The organism is Shewanella corallii, assembly GCF_023349125.1.
In the GTDB taxonomy this organism is placed as follows: Bacteria; Pseudomonadota; Gammaproteobacteria; order Enterobacterales; family Shewanellaceae; genus Shewanella; species Shewanella corallii.
Genome location: NZ_JAKIKT010000004.1, coordinates 322,859 through 342,169 on the forward strand (window position 1 = coordinate 322,859; position 19,311 = coordinate 342,169).

9 protein-coding genes are annotated in these 19,311 nt (G+C 50.9%); 2 read left to right on the top strand and 7 right to left on the bottom strand.

Features of this window, described 5'->3' with window-relative positions; genetic code table 11:
• Positions 1 to 26: 26 nt before the first annotated feature.
• A complete protein-coding gene (gene hemE, locus L2725_RS12975) occupies positions 27 to 1,091 on the bottom strand; it encodes a uroporphyrinogen decarboxylase (protein WP_249249353.1) in 1,065 nt (354 codons plus the stop codon).
• Positions 1,092 to 1,825: 734 nt separating this feature from the next.
• Between hemE and rsd the strand changes: the two genes are divergently transcribed.
• Positions 1,826 to 2,314 carry a sigma D regulator gene (gene rsd / locus L2725_RS12980; protein WP_115138959.1) on the top strand — a complete coding sequence of 163 codons (489 nt, stop codon included), beginning with the start codon at positions 1,826 to 1,828 and terminating at the stop codon, positions 2,312 to 2,314.
• A 134-nt stretch (positions 2,315 to 2,448) separates the two neighbouring features.
• On the opposite strand, the gene acnB is transcribed toward rsd, so the two are convergent.
• Positions 2,449 to 5,046: a bifunctional aconitate hydratase 2/2-methylisocitrate dehydratase gene (acnB, locus tag L2725_RS12985; protein WP_249249354.1), complete on the bottom strand. Its 2,598-nt coding sequence runs from the start codon at positions 5,044 to 5,046 to the stop codon at positions 2,449 to 2,451.
• Positions 5,047 to 5,620: 574 nt separating this feature from the next.
• Here acnB and hxpB point away from each other — a divergent pair.
• A complete protein-coding gene (gene hxpB, locus L2725_RS12990) occupies positions 5,621 to 6,277 on the top strand; it encodes a hexitol phosphatase HxpB (protein ID WP_249249379.1) in 657 nt (218 codons plus the stop codon).
• Positions 6,278 to 6,359: 82 nt separating this feature from the next.
• Here hxpB and L2725_RS12995 read toward each other — a convergent pair whose 3' ends face one another.
• From L2725_RS12995 to aceF, 5 genes are all read right to left on the bottom strand, one after another.
• Positions 6,360 to 8,402, bottom strand: a complete 2,043-nt coding sequence (locus L2725_RS12995; protein ID WP_249249355.1) for a M13 family metallopeptidase — start codon at positions 8,400 to 8,402, stop codon at positions 6,360 to 6,362.
• Positions 8,403 to 8,540: 138 nt separating this feature from the next.
• A complete protein-coding gene (locus tag L2725_RS13000; RefSeq protein ID WP_249249356.1) occupies positions 8,541 to 10,769 on the bottom strand; it encodes a patatin-like phospholipase family protein in 2,229 nt (742 codons plus the stop codon).
• Between the two features lie 69 nt (positions 10,770 to 10,838).
• Positions 10,839 to 15,272 (bottom strand): EAL domain-containing protein, encoded by a 4,434-nt coding sequence (locus L2725_RS13005; RefSeq protein WP_249249358.1) that lies wholly within the window; start codon positions 15,270 to 15,272, stop codon positions 10,839 to 10,841.
• Between the two features lie 256 nt (positions 15,273 to 15,528).
• A complete protein-coding gene (lpdA, locus tag L2725_RS13010) occupies positions 15,529 to 16,959 on the bottom strand; it encodes a dihydrolipoyl dehydrogenase (RefSeq protein ID WP_249249359.1) in 1,431 nt (476 codons plus the stop codon).
• Between the two features lie 440 nt (positions 16,960 to 17,399).
• Positions 17,400 to 19,307 carry a pyruvate dehydrogenase complex dihydrolipoyllysine-residue acetyltransferase gene (aceF, locus tag L2725_RS13015; RefSeq protein ID WP_249249360.1) on the bottom strand — a complete coding sequence of 636 codons (1,908 nt, stop codon included), beginning with the start codon at positions 19,305 to 19,307 and terminating at the stop codon, positions 17,400 to 17,402.
• Positions 19,308 to 19,311 lie beyond the last annotated feature (4 nt).

Consider the following 19,311-nt stretch of genomic DNA (forward strand, 5'->3'; position numbering starts at 1 on the left):
ATTGTCTTCGGCCTAATCGGCTGAGATTACTTGTGGTACTGAGCGGATAGTTCGTGAATGGATTTAACGAACGCACCTGCGTGCTCAGGATCCGCAAACTGATGGATGCCGTGGCCCAGGTTAAATACATGGCCAGTACCTTCACCATAGCTGGCCAGGATTGAAGCCACTTCATCACGGATACGCTCAGGAGAAGCGTACAGTACAGATGGATCCATATTACCCTGCAGAGCAACCTTATCACCCACGCGACGACGGGCATCACCAATATCCACAGTCCAGTCCAGACCCAGTGCGTCACAACCGGTTTCAGCCATAGCTTCCAGCCACAGACCACCACCTTTGGTGAACAGAGTCACTGGCACCTGACGGCCTTCGTTGTGACGGGTCAGGCCGTCTACGATCTTCTGCATATAGCGCAGGGAGAACTCGCGATATGCCGCGTGAGACAGGGCGCCGCCCCAGGAGTCAAAGATCATTACAGACTGGGCACCTGCGGCGATTTGAGCGTTCAGGTACAGAGTGACTGAGTCAGCCAGCTTGTCCAGCAGCATGTGCAGCGCTGCAGGCTCTGCGTACATCATACGCTTGATCTTTTCGAATGCTTTGCTGGAACCACCTTCCACCATATAAGTGGCCAGAGTCCATGGAGAACCGGAGAAGCCGATCAGCGGCACTTCACCTTTCAGTTCACGGCGAATGGTGCGAACAGCATTCATTACATAACCCAGCTCATCTTCAGGATCCGGGATAGCCAGCTTTTTAATGGCGTCGATAGTATCGGTAGGACGTTCGAAACGTGGGCCTTCGCCAGCTTCGAAATACAGGCCCAGACCCATTGCATCGGGAACAGTCAGAATGTCGGAAAACAGGATAGCGGCGTCCAGCTCAAAACGACGCAGCGGCTGCAGGGTCACTTCACAAGCCAGATCGGCATTGCGGCACAGAGACATAAAGTCACCGGCCTCGGCGCGGGTGGCACGGTACTCAGGCAAATAACGACCGGCCTGACGCATCATCCATACAGGAGTCACGTCTACAGGTTGCTTTAATAACGCGCGTAAATAACGATCATTCTTCAATTCTGCCATTTGGCTATTCCTACACTTGTTGATATCTGGCACCTGGGAAAGGCGCATCAGTCCTGTGCGAATGCTGAAGCCTGCTAATGCAGGGTACGCCCTCCCCTGAATCGAGCTTATTCTCGGTCCTTCGGAGAGCGCCTAGTTTAGCATTTGCGCGACTAAAATAACGATCCTGAGGCAATTTCTGTGAACTTATCCCTATCATCTTGACAAGGTTTATAAAAGTTGTCACAAGTTGCAAAAAATATGGGGATTTTGCGAACAGCTACACAGCACCAAAAGAGTGTGACAAAAAAATGTTGCACGGGTTCCGCCCCAATGGTATAAAAACTCTGCGCTAGCAAGAACAATCAAGAAGCTCGTCACATCGAGCCCTGAAAATCTTTATTTGCCCGGTTGCAGTTACTGCCACCGGGTTTTTTATTGCCTGCTATAAATTTGAGTTTTTATTCACTGAATATAAGTATTGATTCACCGTCATTCTTTGTATTAACTCAAACTTCTGTATGACAACCCAAGCAAGCCACTATTTTTCAAATACTTTTTTAATACATAAAGCACTTCTTTCGATCAAATCTCTTCTGGATTCCGGTAGACGGATCTTGCCAACTTTTCCATTGAAAACAGCCAAATTACGCGAAATCATACAAAGCGCTGAACTGCGGCGAAAACAGTTGATCAACTGCACATGCGTGGCCTACATTAGGTCTAAGGGATGCGGAAATCTGAAGAGGCTAACCATGCTGACCACATTGGAACAAACGCAACAAAAATGGGGTGGCTCCAACAAGCTGATTGACCAGTGGCTGAACAACCGCCGGGTACTCCTGGTGCAATATTGTAAGATTGCGGGATTGGCACCCTATGAATCCCCGGGTAGAACACTGCCAGAGTTAGAGGAAGTGAAAACCTTCTGCGATCTACTGGTAGATTATGTATCCGAAGGTCACTTCGAGATCTACGATCAGGTGGTCAGCACCTGTGAAAACATCTCTGATGAATGCAAAGCCAGGGCACACCTGGTTATCCCCAGGATCAGTAAGACCACTGATGCCGCGCTCGATTTCAATGACAAATATTCCGAAGCGAAAGACGAAGAGCTTTTGTACGATCTGGACAAAGACCTCGGCGCCCTGATGGAAGCGATGGAAAGTCGCTTTGAGCAAGAGGATACCTTGCTCGAGATTGTCTATACCAATGTGGCAGAACCTGCTGCCGTGGTGCAATAGATACTGACAAGCAGCAATAGTGCAGTAACCAGTTACCCATCCCAATAGAAAAGGCCAGCGATTCGCTGGCCTTTTTTGATTCTGCCCGAAGGCTGAATGCCACATCACCTTTGAAGATGATGTGGAATCGGAGATTACACCGCGCTTTGGAAGATCACTTCCCCGGCTTTCTTGGTGTAAGACTCAATCTCATCAAAGTTCAGATAACGGTAAGTATCGGCTGCAGTGGCATCGATCTCTTTAGCGTACTCCTGATACTCCTCTGGTGATGGCAGACGACCCAGCATAGCGGCAACCGCGGCCAACTCAGCCGACGCCAGATAAACATTGGCACCTGTACCCAGACGGTTCGGGAAGTTACGGGTAGAGGTAGACACAACGGTCGCACCATCAGCGACACGGGCCTGGTTACCCATACACAGAGAACAACCCGGGATCTCAATGCGTGCACCGGCGCGACCGAAGATACCGTAGTAACCTTCTTCAGTCAGTTGGTCTTTGTCCATCTTGGTTGGAGGCGCAACCCACAGACGTGTCGGCAGTGGCTTGGAGAACTTATCCAATACCTTACCCAGGGCACGGAAGTGACCGATATTGGTCATACAGGAACCCACGAATACCTCATCGATATTGGTCTGGGCCACCTGAGACAGTAATACGGCATCATCCGGATCATTTGGCGCACACAGGATTGGCTCTTTCACTTCATTCAGATCAATCTCAATCACAGCGGCGTATTCGGCGTCAGCATCAGCCTCCATCAGCTCTGGGTTGGCCAACCACTCTTGCATACCGGCAATACGACGCTCAATGGTACGACGGTCGCCATAACCTTCAGCAATCATCCACTTCAACATGACAATGTTGGAGTTCAGGTACTCGATGATTGGGTCTTTATCCAGCTTGATGGTACAACCGGCTGCAGAGCGCTCGGCAGAAGCGTCAGACAGTTCGAACGCCTGTTCAACCTTCAGGTGCTCCAGACCTTCAATTTCCAGTACGCGACCGGAGAAGATGTTCTTCTTGCCCTTCTTCTCCACAGTCAGCAGACCCATTTCGATCGCCTTGTGAGGAATCGCATGCACCAGATCACGCAGTGTGATGCCTGGCTGCATTTCGCCCTTGAAGCGAACCAGAACAGACTCTGGCATATCCAGTGGCATGACACCGGTTGCAGCAGCAAAAGCCACCAGACCGGAACCGGCAGGGAAAGAGATACCGATTGGGAAACGGGTGTGAGAGTCACCACCTGTGCCCACAGTATCAGGCAGCAACATACGGTTCAGCCAAGAGTGGATAACACCATCTCCCGGACGCAAAGATACACCGCCACGGTTCATAATGAAGTCAGGCAGGGTGTGGTGAGTATTCACATCAACTGGCTTTGGATAAGCAGCAGTGTGACAGAAAGACTGCATGGTCAGGTCGGCACTGAAGCCCAAACAGGCCAGATCTTTCAGCTCGTCACGGGTCATAGGACCTGTGGTGTCCTGAGAGCCTACAGAGGTCATCTTGGGCTCACAGTACTGGCCAGGACGAACACCTTTCACGCCACAGGCTTTACCAACCATCTTCTGCGCCAGGGTATAACCCTTGCCGGTATCCGCTACGTCGCCGGGACGTACAAACACATCAGAGGCTTCCAGGCCCAGAGTTTCACGGGCACGGTCAGTCAGACCACGGCCAATAATCAATGGGATACGACCACCAGCACGCACCTCATCCAGCAGTACCTTGGTCTTGAGTTCAAACTCGGAAATCACATCCTCGCTGCCGTGACGCTTAACAACGCCCTGATATGGGAAGATATCAATCACATCACCCATTTCCATCGCGCTGACGTCCAGCTCGATTGGCAGCGCACCGGCATCTTCCATGGTGTTGAAGAAGATAGGCGCGATCTTTCCACCCAGACAGAAGCCACCTGCACGCTTGTTTGGTACGTGTGGGATATCATCACCCATAAACCAAAGTACTGAGTTGGTGGCAGACTTACGGGAAGAACCTGTACCTACTACATCACCCACATATACCAGTGGATGGCCTTGGGTCTTCAGCTCTTCAATCTTCTTAATTGGGCCAACAACACCCGCTTCGTCCGGCTCAATACCATCACGGGCATTTTTCAACATGGCCAGAGCATGCAGTGGGATATCTGGACGAGACCAGGCATCAGGCGCAGGAGACAGGTCATCGGTGTTGGTTTCACCGGTGACTTTAAATACGGTCAGGGTGATCTTGTCATCCAGTTTAGGCTTGTGCAGGAACCAATCAGCATTGGCCCAGGACTCAACAACCTGTTTGGCAAAAGCATTGCCAGCGTTCATCTTCTCAACAACATCGTGGAAAGCATCGAACATCAACAGGGTATGGGACAACGCCTTAACAGCCAGAGGGGCTTTGGTAGCATCATCCAGTTGGGCGATCAGCGGCTCAATGTTATAGCCACCCTGCATGGTGCCCAGCAGTTCGACTGCGCGCTCAGCGCTCAGGATTGGTGAGCTGACTTCGCCTTTGGCAACGGCATCCAGGAAGCCGGCTTTTACATAGGCTGCTTCGTCAACACCGGGGGGAATACGGTTTTCCAGCAGGTCGATAATAAATGCTTCTTCACCGGCAGGTGGGTTCTTTACCAACTCAACCAGTTCAGCAACCTGGTGTGCATCCAGTGGTTTAGGGACAACGCCCTCGGCAGCACGTTCTTCGACGTGTTTACGATATGCTTCTAGCACGGCAACATTCCTCTCTGTTTTGGCGCGCTGCGCCAATCCGTTTTTACCGGGACCATCAGCAGGGGGATCGGGTTTCTGTGAACCCAAAACACTTTCGGCTTGCAGCTTGTAGGGAACAGCTGCCACCATCCGTGGCACTCAGAATTGAATGCTCCTGGGTACTTAAGTTCGTTAAGTAAAAAGCGTTTAAGACCCGTCCTACCTGAGCATGGTTGGCCTTGCACATCGTCACGCTATGTCGAGGCAAGCCAGTACCGGCTCCGTCAGGTCACACAACTCACACTTTGATTGCTCTTTCACCACCCCGAGATCCATCCTTCAGGACAGTGGTTCGACCATTCTTGCGGGCGCAGTATACAATAATCCGGTAAAAGTATGAATCAGATCACACCCTTGCGCCGGTAAATTCCCACTGCGGCGGCAAAAATATCCCTTATTCCAACCGGTGAAAATTAGACCATAGTGGGAATGAGGGAACAAAAATCATACAACACAATAACTTGTATGTCCTCAATCTGTTTTTGATCGTTGGCTTTCATGCCATCATGATGATAAACAAGTCTTACAGGTACCCATAGTGACCATTCAGCTTAAAGCCGTCATCTTCGATATGGACGGTGTATTGATAGATTCTGAACCCCTGTGGCAACTGGCAGAGCTGGATGTTTTCCATGCCCTTGGTATGCCACTGACGCTGGAAGAAACCCATCTCACCACAGGTTTGCGGGTCGACCAGTTGGTCGAGTACTGGTATGCCAGAAGACCCTGGCATAACTATGACAAGCAAGCCACCGCCAATGCCATCGCCGATAGCGTGGTTGGCCGCATTCTGGCTGAAGGTCAGCCAATGCCCCATGTATTGGAAGCCTTACAGGCCTGCAGGGCTGCCGGTGTGAAAGTCGGCCTGGCAACCTCTTCCCCAATGAACATAGTCAATGCAGTGCTGGATAGCCTGAAGATAAGAGACTGCTTCGATGGGATAGAAAGCGCTGAACTGCTCAAGTATGGCAAGCCTCATCCCGAGGTGTATCTCAACTGCGCCGACAGTCTGGGAGTTCCACCAGCCAACTGTGTGGCAGTGGAAGACTCCTTTAACGGCCTGATTGCGGCCCGCGCCGCCAATATGCAAACCGTGGTCATTCCGGCTGCAGATCAGGCAGAGCAGGCCAGATGGGCCGCAGCGCATCATCAATTCAGCTCTTTGGCTGAGCTTAAGTCACTTTTGGTTTAACCAATTGGGACTGCTGAGTCAGAGACAAAAAGCCGGGCATTGCCCGGCTTTTTGTTTCAGCGCTAATGAATGAAACCCGGATTTACCAGATCTTCACCCGCTGCTCAGGCGGCAGATACATATCGTCGCCCTCTTTCACTTCAAACACTTCATAAAACTCAGGGATGTTACGTGGCGTCCCCATAGCGCGGAAGTGGCTTGGCGAGTGCACGTCGGTCAACAGGCGACGACCCAGCTCTTCGTCACGGTAGGCACGACGCCAGATCTGTGACCAGCCTATAAACAGCCGCTGCTCGCCGGACAGCCCATCCATCACAGGGCTTGGCTTGCCATCAAGACTCATCTCATAGGCACGCAGAGCCACCGTCAGGCCGCCCAGGTCACCAATGTTCTCTCCCAGAGTCATATCACCATTAACAAAACGTCCCGGCAGCGCTTCATACTGACCATATTGACGGCTCAGTTGCTGAGCACGCTTTTGGAACTCTCGCTTGTCCTGCGCCGACCACCAGTTTCTCAGGTTGCCGTCACCATCATACTTGGAGCCCTGATCATCGAAGCCATGACTGATTTCGTGGCCAATCACGGCACCGATACCACCATAGTTCACCGCATCATCGGCTTCCATATTGAAGAATGGCGGCTGCAGAATAGCGGCTGGGAATACAATCTCATTGTTGACCGGATTAAAGTAGGCATTCACCGTCTGTGGCGTCATATGCCACTCATTCTTGTCGATAGACTTACCCAGCTTGGCGATCATATCCTTGTATTCAAAACGGGCGTAACGCTCATAGTTGCCCACCAGGTCATCGGCCTTGATCTCCAGATCACTGTAGTCACGCCACTCATCGGGGTAACCAATCTTATAAGTGAACTTGGACAGTTTCTCCTGCGCCGCCAGCTTGGTCTCAGGTGTCATCCACTCCAGCTCATTGATGCTCACCTCAAAGGCTTTGATCAGATTCTGGATCATCTCCTCCATGCGAGCCTTGGCTTCAGGTTTAAAGTTTTGCTCCACATAGGCTTCGCCCACCAGCTCACCAATCACCTGATCAGCTGCATCAACTGCTTTCTTCCATCGAGGCTTCTGAGCTTCTACGCCCATCAGGGTCTTGCTGTGGAAGCCAAAGTGCAGATCCACAAAGTTCTGGCTCAGCAGCTCGGCGTATCCATCAATCAGGTGGAAGGTCAGGTAGTCCTGCCACATACGCACCGGGAAGTTACCGAACTTCTTGCCAATGGTTTCCATGTAAGATGGCTGACGCACAATCACTTCTGTCACCTTGCCGTCCAGCCCTGTGGCTTTAGCGAAGGCTGGGTAATTGAAGGCACCCAGCATTTCGCTGAACTTTGCCACACTGACCTTGTTGTAACTCTTGTTGGCATCGCGGTTTTCAGTGCGGCTCCACTGCGCCTGAGCAATATGAGTCTCAATCACTTCAACGCTGCGGGCAGCTCGGCGCGCGCCTTCATAGTCAGCCGCGGCCAAGACGTCAGTAACATACTTTCCCAATGCCAACCTGGCATTTTTAAACTTCTCATCTGACTTCAGGTAGTAGTCTCTGTCCGGCAGAGTCAGCCCTGACTGGCTGAAATACACTGCGTACTGAGTCGAGTTCTTGGCATCATTGTTTACATAGAAGCCCAAAGGACCGCTGCTGCCATTAATCAGGAGTTTGCCGATAACCGCAGAGATCTGCTCATGGGTTTTGGCAGCAGCAATCTCTTCCAGTAAAGGTTTCAGTGGGCTGATACCCAACTGCTCTACCAGCTGGGTATCCATATAGCTGTCATAAAAATCGCCAATCTTCTGCTCTGTACTGCCAGCCTTCTTATTCTCTTTAGCCGCCGCAGTTTCGATAATCTGTTTCAGCGACTGCTGACTTTTCTCATACAACTCAGTAAAGGTGCCATAGTTGGAGCGTTCAGCCGGGATAGGCGTACTGGCCAGCCACTTGCCATTAACACTGTAATAGAGGTCATCCTGATGACGAACTTGCTGATCAAAGTGCTGATGTTCAATACCGGATACAGGGTTTTCCGGCTGATAGGATTGGCTGGTGCAACCGGCAACTCCCAATCCCAGGGCGATAGCCAACGCCAGGCTACTGACTTTCTTCATGAAACTCTCCAAATAGGGCTTTTATTGGTTTTAGCAGGCTCTAGTTTTAATCGGGATTCCCGGCTGCCGACAGATGCAACAAGCCTGGACGTGAAGCGGATCACGTCCAGAGCTGTACATTCAAACCAACTGAATTAATTAGAAGTTCTTTCCAAGGAACAGATAAAAGGCTTTGTCACCTGTATCGGTAAGACCTATACCAAGTGCAGCAGGGCCCAGATCTGTGTCAGTGCCCAGATACAGGCTGGATGCGTAGATAAGATCGTTAACCGCGATTTGATCCGACAATTCCCAGATGTTACCCGCTTCCAGACTGGCTCCAAGGTATAGGGGAAATTCTGTCATTCCCAATGCATCACGTCCCAAATCATATTGATACATAATGGCACCGAACAACTTATGGGAACCCACCAACGCATTGCGGTGGAAGCCCGACAGGTTCAAAAAGCCACCCAATTCAGAAAGGTGTACAGAGAACAGACCATCTTTGTTGACTGTGGCAAAGGCGGCTTTACCCACCAACCCATGACTACCGACACTGACGGCGCCTTTCCAGTCTGCCTCTATCTGCAATGAGCCCTCACCTGAGTCCTGATCGATAAAAGGCGGATAGTCATCGTTACGCCAGTATAGATTCAGATTAAGACGGTTACCGCTGGTGGGAAAGCTGATGGAATCCAGGGTGTCATATCCCAGCTTGAAGTATCCGCCCCAGGACTCATAAGAGAAGTCGTCGGTCAGCAAACTCTTATTGCTGATCTCCCCCCACTCACCAATTAAACCCAACTCTACCCGGCCAGCATTGGTGTAGTTATAGCCAATACCCGCAAACAGCTGGAAACTGGACTTATCCAACTCTGCCACCCGGTTGTTTCCATCGTAGATATCCCAGTCATTTATCTCATATTTGCCTGTGCCCTGAACGTAGAACAACTGGTCGGAATCCAGAGGTTGATAAAACTGGCTACTGACCAACTTCTCGGAGCCCAGTCTCAGCTCGTTGTGCCACTCGCCGCCATTTTCGGTCACATCGGTCAGGGTATAGGCCATATCCAGGGTGATGGTGGAGTCCAGGGTAAAGTCGTCTTCCCAGTTCAGACCCAGCTGAAAATAGTCCGGCCCCCAGGACTTGGCCCTAGTGATCATTAACAGTTCGCGGCCAGTCGGGGTATCACGGAACTCTGCATTAACCCGCTCAAATTGATTCAGGGCGTAAACTCTTTCAATAGCAGCGTCCAGATCGGCTCTGTTCACCACCAAGCCTTGTTTCAGCCCCAGAGTGTCCAGAATCAAGGTATCACTGACCTTGGAATGGTTTTCCAATACTACCCGGGCCAAAGGTAACTTAAGTTCGCTTTGCCACTGCGCACGTAATCTGGATTTGTGATTCTCGTAGGCCTGATAGGCTTCATCCGATACGGTTAAGGTCTCCAGCTGATGGTGGAATTCCAGCGCGGCTGTAATGCCCAAAGGCAGCACTTTGGGCATGATGGCAAAATCGGTTGTGCTCATTTCGCCCACATCCGGACGGATCAGAATATCCCGGTCAGACAGCAGCGCCACCTGCCTTTCGGTGCTGGCGTTGGTCAACATGGTAGACAGCTGGTTAAGCACAGCGACAGTGCTGTTGAGCTGATCTTTACCCACCAGGGCAGAGCCGATATCCACGGCAATCACTATGTCTGCCCCCATGGCTTTAACCACATCCACAGGCATATTATTGGCAATACCCCCATCCACCAGCAGAGTGCCATCCACCTCGGCCGGCTGCAGTGCCCCGGGCACAGTGGCAGACGCCTGCATTGCCACCACTACGCTGCCTTTGGACAGGACAAAAGCTTTGCTGGTCACCAGATCTGTGGCAACCGCTCTGTATGGGATCGCCATATCATTAAAGTTGGTATATTCAGGCACCAGATTAGTGGCATTGCGCAATAACATGGACATGGTCTGTCCCTGAAGCAGACCACTCGGCACTTTGACTTCGTCATCGCTGTAACCCACATTAATGGGGATGTTGTACTGATCGCGGAACTGCTTATCTCTGTAGCTGAGATCCTGTCTGGGAATCGTGTCTGAGTAACCTTTGGCCCAATCTGTCCCCATCATGATGGTTTCAATTTCTGTGGAGCTGTAGCCCAGCGCGTACATGCCTCCCACAAAGGCACCGATACTGGTACCAGCCACATAATCTACCGGGATATGGTAAGCCTCAAGCACCTTGAGCACACCAATATGAGCAGCACCTTTGGCACCACCACCACTGAGCACCAGACCTATCTTGGGTCTGTCATCTTCTGTTGCATAACCCGGCAAACAGAGGGAAATTGCTGACAGCAGGACAAGGGACCAGGTAGCTCGCTTCATAGATGTGTACTGATGGAGAGATTAATGATTAAGCATTGTAACCGCTTGTGTAACAACCGCAAATGTCACTCAATTAGCGACATCAGATGCCGGCGGAAAGCTGTGTTGCCTTAAATAGGCGTCCATTTCAGGCACCGGCATAGGTTTGGCGTAGTAGTAGCCTTGAATGGTGTAACAGCCACGGATAAAGGCCTGCTCAAGCTGCTCTTCGGTTTCCACCCCTTCGGCCACCACATCCAGTTTCAGGTTGCGGGCCAGTTCCACAATACTGGAGACAATCGCCTGATCGGAAACATGTTCCACAATGTCGATAAAGAAAGTCCGGTCAATCTTGAGGCTGTTTACGCTGAAATGACGCAGATAAGCCAATGATGAATAGCCGGTACCAAAATCATCAATAGCCACCTTAACCCCGAGCTCTGCCAGCTTTCTCAGGTGTTCCTGAGCCACACTCACCTCTTTCATCAACACACCTTCGGTGATCTCGAGCTCCAGGTTTTCCGGTTTCATGCCCGTTTCCAACAAAATACGATGCACGCCCGAGACAAAATCCCGTGAACGGAAATGTACTGCGGAGATATTGACCGCCACATAGAAATCATCGGGCGCTATCTGGCACCATTTGCGTCCCTGGGTACAGGCCTCCCTTAATACCCAAAGATCCAGCTGTTTAACCAGGCCACAGGACTCGGCAATGGCAACAAAAATATCCGGCCGTATATAGCCTTCAGTAGCATGATGCCATCTCAACAGGGCTTCGATACCCACCAAGCGTTCAGTTCGCTCTCGAATATTAATCTGGGGTTGGAAATAGAGTTCAAAGTCGCCATTTTCCAGCGCTTTACGTAACTCTCCTTCTAACTTCAGATGATAAAGGGCTTCGGCGTTTCGCTCTGAGGAGTAGTATTGAAAATTACAACGCCCTTCATCCTTGGCATGGTACATCGCCTGATCCGCATTCTTGATCAGCGCTTCCGGCTGATTGGCATCATCGGGCCAGACGCTGATCCCAATACTGGCAGACAAGTGGAACTCCCGACCATAGAGTTCAAAAGGCATGGTCATTTGTCTGAGAATGGTTTCTGCCAACCTGTTTACATTGTCCAGGTTGTCGGCATCGCGAGCCAGAACTACAAACTCATCGCCGCCAAACCGACACAAAGTATGCTCAGTTTCCATGCAGGCATGCAGTCTTGAAGCGGCTTCCACCAACAAAGCATCCCCCATGCCATGACCGTAAGAGTCATTAACATGCTTGAACCTGTCCAGATCCATAAACAGCAGTGCCAGCTTCTCGTCGTTTTTACCCGCCTGGAGTATGGCCTTCATCAGTCTGGCACCGAACAAAGTTCGATTGGGAAGTCCTGTCAGCATATCGTAATTGGCCAACCGCCTCAGGTCAGCCTCACTGCGTTTACGCTCCCGGATATCTGAGAACACCATGACATAGTGCATCGCTTTATTGTTGCCATCACACATGGCTGACGCATTCAACCACACAGGGCAAGACATTTCCGGCAGGGCAAACTCCAACTCACCACTCCAACCGCTCTGAGCGGTGACCTCCCGGAACAACTCCTCATCCAGATTTGGAATAGTCAGCAGACTCTTGAAAGCTCGTCCTTCAAGCGACTCACCCAGCAGACTGATGGCAGAACGATTGGCTACAGAGATATTCTGTTCATGATCCAGAATCAGCACGCCCTCAGCAGTATATTCAAAGGCCCGGGCCAGCAAGCTGGCTTTATTCTGCAGCTCTCTGATGGCGGTGATATCACTGAATATACCCAATACCTGCTGCAACTTACCCGAGTGATCGAACAGGCTCTTACCCATCACTCTCATCCAGGCGACCTCACCTTTGGGGTTCAGATACCTGAACTCAGTCTCAAACTTCTGTAATTCCCCGCTGCGCAGCCCATTACAAAGTTGCTCATACTCCTGCTGATCATCAGGAAATAGCCTGACTGACTGGGGACGCAAAACCAACATTTGCGACTCGCCCAGCAATCCTGTTCGATTGCTGAGAAACAGCCTGTCCATATCCGCATGCCATTCCCACAACTCAGAATCACTGCCTTTAAGCGCCTGCAACAGCTTTTCCTCACCCGCCTGGAGTTCGGCATTCATGGCTTTGACGCGGTTAAGCTGCTGCTGTCTTATCCAGAACACAAAGGCAAGCAGCGCCAGCACACAGGCAAACACCAGCATCCGAAACCAGGTGGTTTGCCACCATTCAAAGTCGATCGCGAATTGAAACAACACAGGCGATTCAGACCAAACACCATCCTGACGTTGCAACACTTCAAGGACATAATCACCGGGATGCAGGTTATTCAGCGTCAGCAGAGTCTGACCATTCAAGGGCAGATAACCGGGCTCATTTCGTCCCCGCCTTTCCAGCAGCCGATACTGCAAATCCGGCGGCTCAACGTGCCAAAAACTGGCAGCGGACAACTGAATACTGATCACTTCAGTTCCGGCTGCCAGCTTCACAGACTCACCGGGTAAGATATCCAGATGCTCAGCATCTGTGTCCATCACCTGAATAGCTTCGATGAATAACCTGTCGCTGCGCGGTTGTGCCTGCATCACCCCAACATCCAGCAACAGCACACCATCGGTTGTGCCAACATAAAGTTTGTCGTTCTGATATAACTCAAAGGCTCCCTGATTGAATTCAGACACAGGCAAGCCGGAACGCCGACTATGAACCATAAAACTATCTGAACCTTTGCGTTGGGTAATCAAAGAACTTGTACAGCCGATAAAATTGTAATTCTGGGTCTGTCCCATAAAAAACACTGTTGTGCAGGGTACCTGAGATTTAAGCGAGTTCACCCGCTCACCATCAAATTCAAATACGCCGTGTTCAGCGCTTCCCAACCAAAACTTCCCGGTGCTCAGCTCCAGCATATTCATCAGCTCTATATGACTGTCTTCAACCTTGGTCAGGGATGCCAGAGAGGTAAAGCCTGTCAGATTTCGGTCAAAGTAGCCAAACACCTGATTACCCCCTATCCACAGGCGCCCCTGGCTGTCACGCTTAACAAAATTGATATTTCCTGCATCACCCGGAGGGCCATACTTACCCCATTCCACAGGTAATATCCTGCGCTCGCCCGGGTGCCAGTAATACAAACCTTTGTAACCCGCCAGCCAAACCCGCCCCTGCCTCACAGGATCGCTATACAACACAGTCGCCCAATCGATCTCTTCAGGGGGAATGTGACCGCTCCAGGCGGCTAATGTTTGAGATTCGAGTGAATTACCGTTGACCCGATACAGGCCATTGGTAGTCAGTGTCAGCAGGTTGTTCTGATCCAGCCAGGCAATGTCATAAACCTGATCGTCACGGGACAATCCTTCAAGCGACACTGACTCAAAGCTGGCGTTCTCTCTGTTTATGTAGTGCAGTCCCCCCTCAGCAGCCAGCCAGAGGTGGTTATTATCTGAAATCATTGACCAGCTGACATTCAATGGAATCTGATAAGTATCATGGCTACTGATGCTATCGAGCACATAGTCCGGATCAGGAGCCAACAGCACCACTCCCTTACCGTTACCACCGGCCCATATCAGGCCAGAAGGATCACGGGTGACTGTATATACGGTACTGATATCTGCCTGATTGAATATCAGGTCAGCGTAATAAGTCTTGAGCTCTTCGCCCTGTTTCCAGGCCAACAAACCATCGCTGGTCGCAAACCAGAATGTGCCTTCATTATCCTGAGTCAGCGAATACAGGCTTTGTGGTACCCCTGGCTCGAAATTCAGCTCCAGCGTTGGCAGTTTGAGGCTTGCAAGGCCATCAGAAGTCGCAGCCCAAAGTGTGCCATCATCTGCCTGATACAAACTCCGAAGCCTGATGCTGTCCGACTCCCACAGCTTTCTTTCCAACTCGCCATCGTCGTTTACCAGCAGCAGATTGTGTTTTCCCACCAGTATCCATGCACCCCGAAAGGCCTGAATATTCAGCCAGAACTCATCCTCGACAGGCGCCTTGAACATAAACTCCATGGTCATTGCCGCTGGATCAAATCGCCACAACTCGCCCTCTTCCGTCATGACTCTGTAGCTGCCATCAGCTGCCAGCTTCATATCGGTGATCAGCGCAGTACCAAAAGAAGGGAAAAGGTCTGAGCCCAGCGCTTTCATCCTGTTATCCCTGACGTCGAACAGCAGCGTTCCCTCTTCTGTCGTCGCGAATATCATGGATGAAGTGACAGGAAAAACCCGCCAGAATGGCCTGCCACTGAAGGTTTGAGGAGACACAGATTGACCGCCGACGTCCACACGTCTGGCCCGGGACTGAGTGACCCGGTACAAACCATATTCAGATGCAATCCAGGCAAATCCCTGATCATCAAAGTTGATATGCTGAACAGCACCATTGAACATCAGGCCATCTCTGGCACTGATAACTCTATGAATATTAGTGTGAGCCCATGCCTGATTGATGCCGGGCAATGTCAGCATCAACAGCAGGAGGGACAGTTTCAAAAAATGCATGCCGTGTGATAGTTCTCGCCGATTAATCCTTCCCTGAGCGAAGACGAAATAATGTGTAAAACAGCGCCTGCCAGCCTAAATCCCAATATCCGGGATGCACTCAACATACTGTTCGCATTTATCCTTCGCAAGTATGTTTACCCAGAGTTTTCAAGGGGGAATAGACTTAACAATAGATGATAAACTTGCGTTTTTCCGAAAAAAAAGGCGCTCATATGAGCGCCTTTTAAATAATCAATTCAGAAGATTACTTCTTCTTTTTAGCCTTTGGATTAGGCAGGTCAGTAATTGAACCTTCATAGATTTCCGCAGCCAGACCCACAGACTCGTGCAGAGTTGGGTGAGCGTGGATAGTCAGTGCGATATCTTCGGCATCACAACCCATTTCGATAGCCAGACCGATTTCACCCAGCAGCTCGCCACCATTGGTACCAACAATGGCACCACCAATGATGCGGTGGCTGTCTTTATCGAAGATCAGCTTGGTCATACCGTCAGCCGCATCAGACGCAATTGCTCGACCACTGGCTGCCCATGGGAAGGTAGCTGTCTCGTAAGCGATGCCCTGCTCTTTAGCTTCTTTCTCGGTCAGACCAACCCAGGCTACTTCTGGATCTGTGTAAGCGATAGATGGGATCACCTTAGGATCGAAGAAGTGCTTCTGACCGGCAATCACTTCAGCAGCAACGTGACCTTCATGCACACCTTTGTGTGCCAGCATTGGTTGACCCACGATATCACCGATAGCATGGATGTGAGCAACGTTGGTACGCAGCTGCTTGTCCACATTGATAAAGCCACGCTCATCAACGTTTACACCAGCTTTTTCGGCATCGATCAGCTTACCGTTTGGTGTACGACCAATGGCCACCAGCACAGCGTCATAGCGAACAGGCTCAGCCGGAGCTTTCTTGCCTTCCATAGACACATAAATGCCGTCTTCTTTGGCTTCAACCGCAGTCACCTTGGTTTCCAGCATCAGATTGAACTTCTTGCTGATCTTCTTGGTGAAGGTTTTAACCACATCTTTGTCAGCGGCAGGGATAACCTGGTCCAGCATTTCAACCACGTCAATTTGTGTACCCAGCGCATGGTATACGGTACCCATTTCCAGACCGATAATACCGCCGCCCATCACCAGCAGTTTGCCAGGCACTTCTTTCAGCTCCAGCGCATCGGTGGAGTCCCAGATACGCGGATCTTCGTGGGGAATAAATGGCAGTTGAATCGGACGTGAGCCCGCAGCAATGATGGCGTTGTCGAAGTTAACCTTGGTCACAGTGCCATCTTCAGCAGTCACATCAATGCTGTTGGCGCTGGAGAATTTACCCAGACCGTTAACCACTTTCACTTTACGCATCTTGGCCATGCCGCCCAAACCACCAGTCAGTTGACCAACGACTTTTTCTTTGTAGGCACGCAGCTTGTCCAGATCGATCTGAGGTTCGCCAAAAGTCACACCGTGTTCGGCCATGACTTGGGCTTCTTCAATCACTTTGGCAACGTGCAGCATGGCCTTTGATGGGATACACCCCACATTCAAACACACACCACCCAGGGTGTTGTAACGCTCAACGATCACAGTCTCCAGACCGAGATCCGCTGCGCGGAATGCTGCAGAATAGCCAGCAGGACCGGCACCTAATACCACTACCTGAGTTTTGATTTCGTTACTCATGATTTCCTCTAATCTTTGTTCATTCCGTTGGGCTGGGAACCTTAACCAACTGCCTGATTTGCCTGCTTGTAAGGTGCCCGCATTTTAACCCGTGTTTGATGCCGATCACAATCGCTGTTCAGATACTTAGGCACCAATCACTGTAAACAAAAGGCTGCCCTCTCAGGCAGCCAGTGGAAGGTATGAACAGGTCCTCGCGGCACTCTGGCTTATGGAGCGATTGCAGTTCAAGGCATTCAATTGTAGGCATGCTTTCCGCCTGCCAAAGTTGAATAACGCTGAAATGCTGTTGCTCCGAAAGCCCCTCTGGGCGTTTCTTACAGACTCATATCCTGCGTTGTCACTTTTGAGAAGGGCTACCATTCACTTCAAGTGACACCTTGTTTATGAGTCTGTAAGCTAACGCAGAGCACGCACAGGGCCTATTCACACCTTCCCGGTTACAGAATGAGCTTGCGAATGTCTGACAGTACGCCACTCAAGTAGGTGACAAACTTGGCACCTTCTGCACCATCGATCACACGGTGATCATAGGACAGAGACAGAGGCAACATCAGACGAGGTTCAAACTCTTTGCCATTCCACTTAGGCTTCATGTCTGACTTGGATACACCAAGGATAGCAACTTCCGGCGCATTCACAATTGGCGTAAAGGAAGTACCACCCAGTCCACCCAGGCTAGAGATAGTGAAACAACCACCCTGCATATCAGCAGCAGTCAGCTTACCGGCACGGGCTTTTTTGGAGATTTCCATCAGCTCCAGTGACAGCTCGTGGATGCCTTTCTTGTTCACATCGCGAACCACAGGAACCACCAGACCATTTGGCGTATCAACTGCAATACCAATGTTCACATACTTCTTCAGTACCAGGCTTTCACCATCTTCAGACAGAGAAGCATTGAAATTAGGGAAGGCTTCCAGACCTTTGGCAACAGCTTTCATGATGAACACCAGAGGGGTGATCTTCATGCCGGTGTCTTTCTTGGCTTCAGCCGCGTTTTCAGACTTGCGGAATGCTTCCAGTTCAGTGATATCCGCTTCATCAAACTGAGTGACATGAGGGATCATCACCCAGTTACGATGCAGGTTGGCACCACTGATCTTCTTGATGCGTGACAGCGGCTGAACTTCAGTTTCACCAAACTTGCTGAAGTCTACTTTTGGCCATGGCAGCAGACCCAGACCAGCACCGTCGTTGCCAGAAGCTGATGCAGCACCTGACTCAAGACGGTTCAGCGCTTCTTTAATGTAGGTCTGAACGTCTTCTTTCACCACGCGGCCTTTACGACCAGAACCTTTTACCTTGGCCAGATTAACACCGAATTCACGGGCCAGGCGGCGGATAACAGGTGATGCGTGAGCATACTCATTGTTGGCTACAAAGCCATCTTCAGCCTTGGCAGCGCTTGCGGTCTGAGGCGCTGCTGCCTGAGGGGCAGGAGCAGAAGCCGCCGCAGCAGGTGCACTGGCAGCAACCGGAGCCGCAGCAGGCACTGCAGAAGCAGTTTCACTTCCTGCCACAACGAAAGTCATGATCAGCGAACCGGTAGAGACCTTGTCACCAGCAGCCACTTTGATCTCTTTAACAGTGCCGGCAAATGGCGCAGGCACTTCCATGGAGGCCTTATCGCCTTCCACAGTGATCAGTGATTGTTCAGCTTCGATGCTGTCGCCAACGGCAACCATCACATCTGTCACCTCAACTTCGTCACCGCCAATATCAGGTACGTGAACTTCCTGCATCTGAGAAGCTGCTGGTGCTGCAGTAGGAGCCACTGATGCAGCTGCCGGAGCGGAACCAGCAACAGCAGTGCCTGCCACTTCAAATACCATAATCAGTGAGCCAGTGGAGACTTTGTCACCCAGGTTCACCTTGATCTCTTTCAACACGCCGGAGAAAGGAGCTGGAACTTCCATGGAAGCCTTATCGCCTTCCACAGTGATCAGAGGCTGTTCTTCAGAGATGCTGTCACCAACGGCAACCAGCACTTCAGTCACTTCCACTTCGTCACCACCGATATCAGGAACATTTACTTCCTTCAGTTCGGCGGCAGCCACAGGACGGTCCGACGTCTCGGCGGACGCTGTTGGTGCTTCGGCCGGAGCTGCAGCACCTTCGGTTTCGAACACCATGATCAGAGAGCCAGTAGCAACCTTGTCGCCCACATTGATTTTGAGCTCTTTGACGATACCAGCCTGAGCGGCAGGTACGTCCATAGAGGCTTTGTCACCCTCAACAGTGATCAGGGACTGCTCTTCTTCAACCTTGTCACCGACACTGACGAGGATCTCTGTGACTTCAACCTCATCACCGCCGATATCCGGTACAAAAATTTCGATAGCCATGAAA

What these genes read in the sequence shown, in the direction of transcription:
- lpdA (WP_249249359.1), bottom strand. Translation starts at nt 16,959, where the DNA reads ATGAGTAACGAAATCAAAACTCAGGTAGTGGTATTAGGTGCCGGTCCT.
- L2725_RS12995 (WP_249249355.1), bottom strand. Translation starts at nt 8,402, where the DNA reads ATGAAGAAAGTCAGTAGCCTGGCGTTGGCTATCGCCCTGGGATTGGGA.
- rsd (WP_115138959.1), top strand. Translation starts at nt 1,826, where the DNA reads ATGCTGACCACATTGGAACAAACGCAACAAAAATGGGGTGGCTCCAAC.
- aceF (WP_249249360.1), bottom strand. Translation starts at nt 19,307, where the DNA reads ATGGCTATCGAAATTTTTGTACCGGATATCGGCGGTGATGAGGTTGAA.
- hemE (WP_249249353.1), bottom strand. Translation starts at nt 1,091, where the DNA reads ATGGCAGAATTGAAGAATGATCGTTATTTACGCGCGTTATTAAAGCAA.
- L2725_RS13000 (WP_249249356.1), bottom strand. Translation starts at nt 10,769, where the DNA reads ATGAAGCGAGCTACCTGGTCCCTTGTCCTGCTGTCAGCAATTTCCCTC.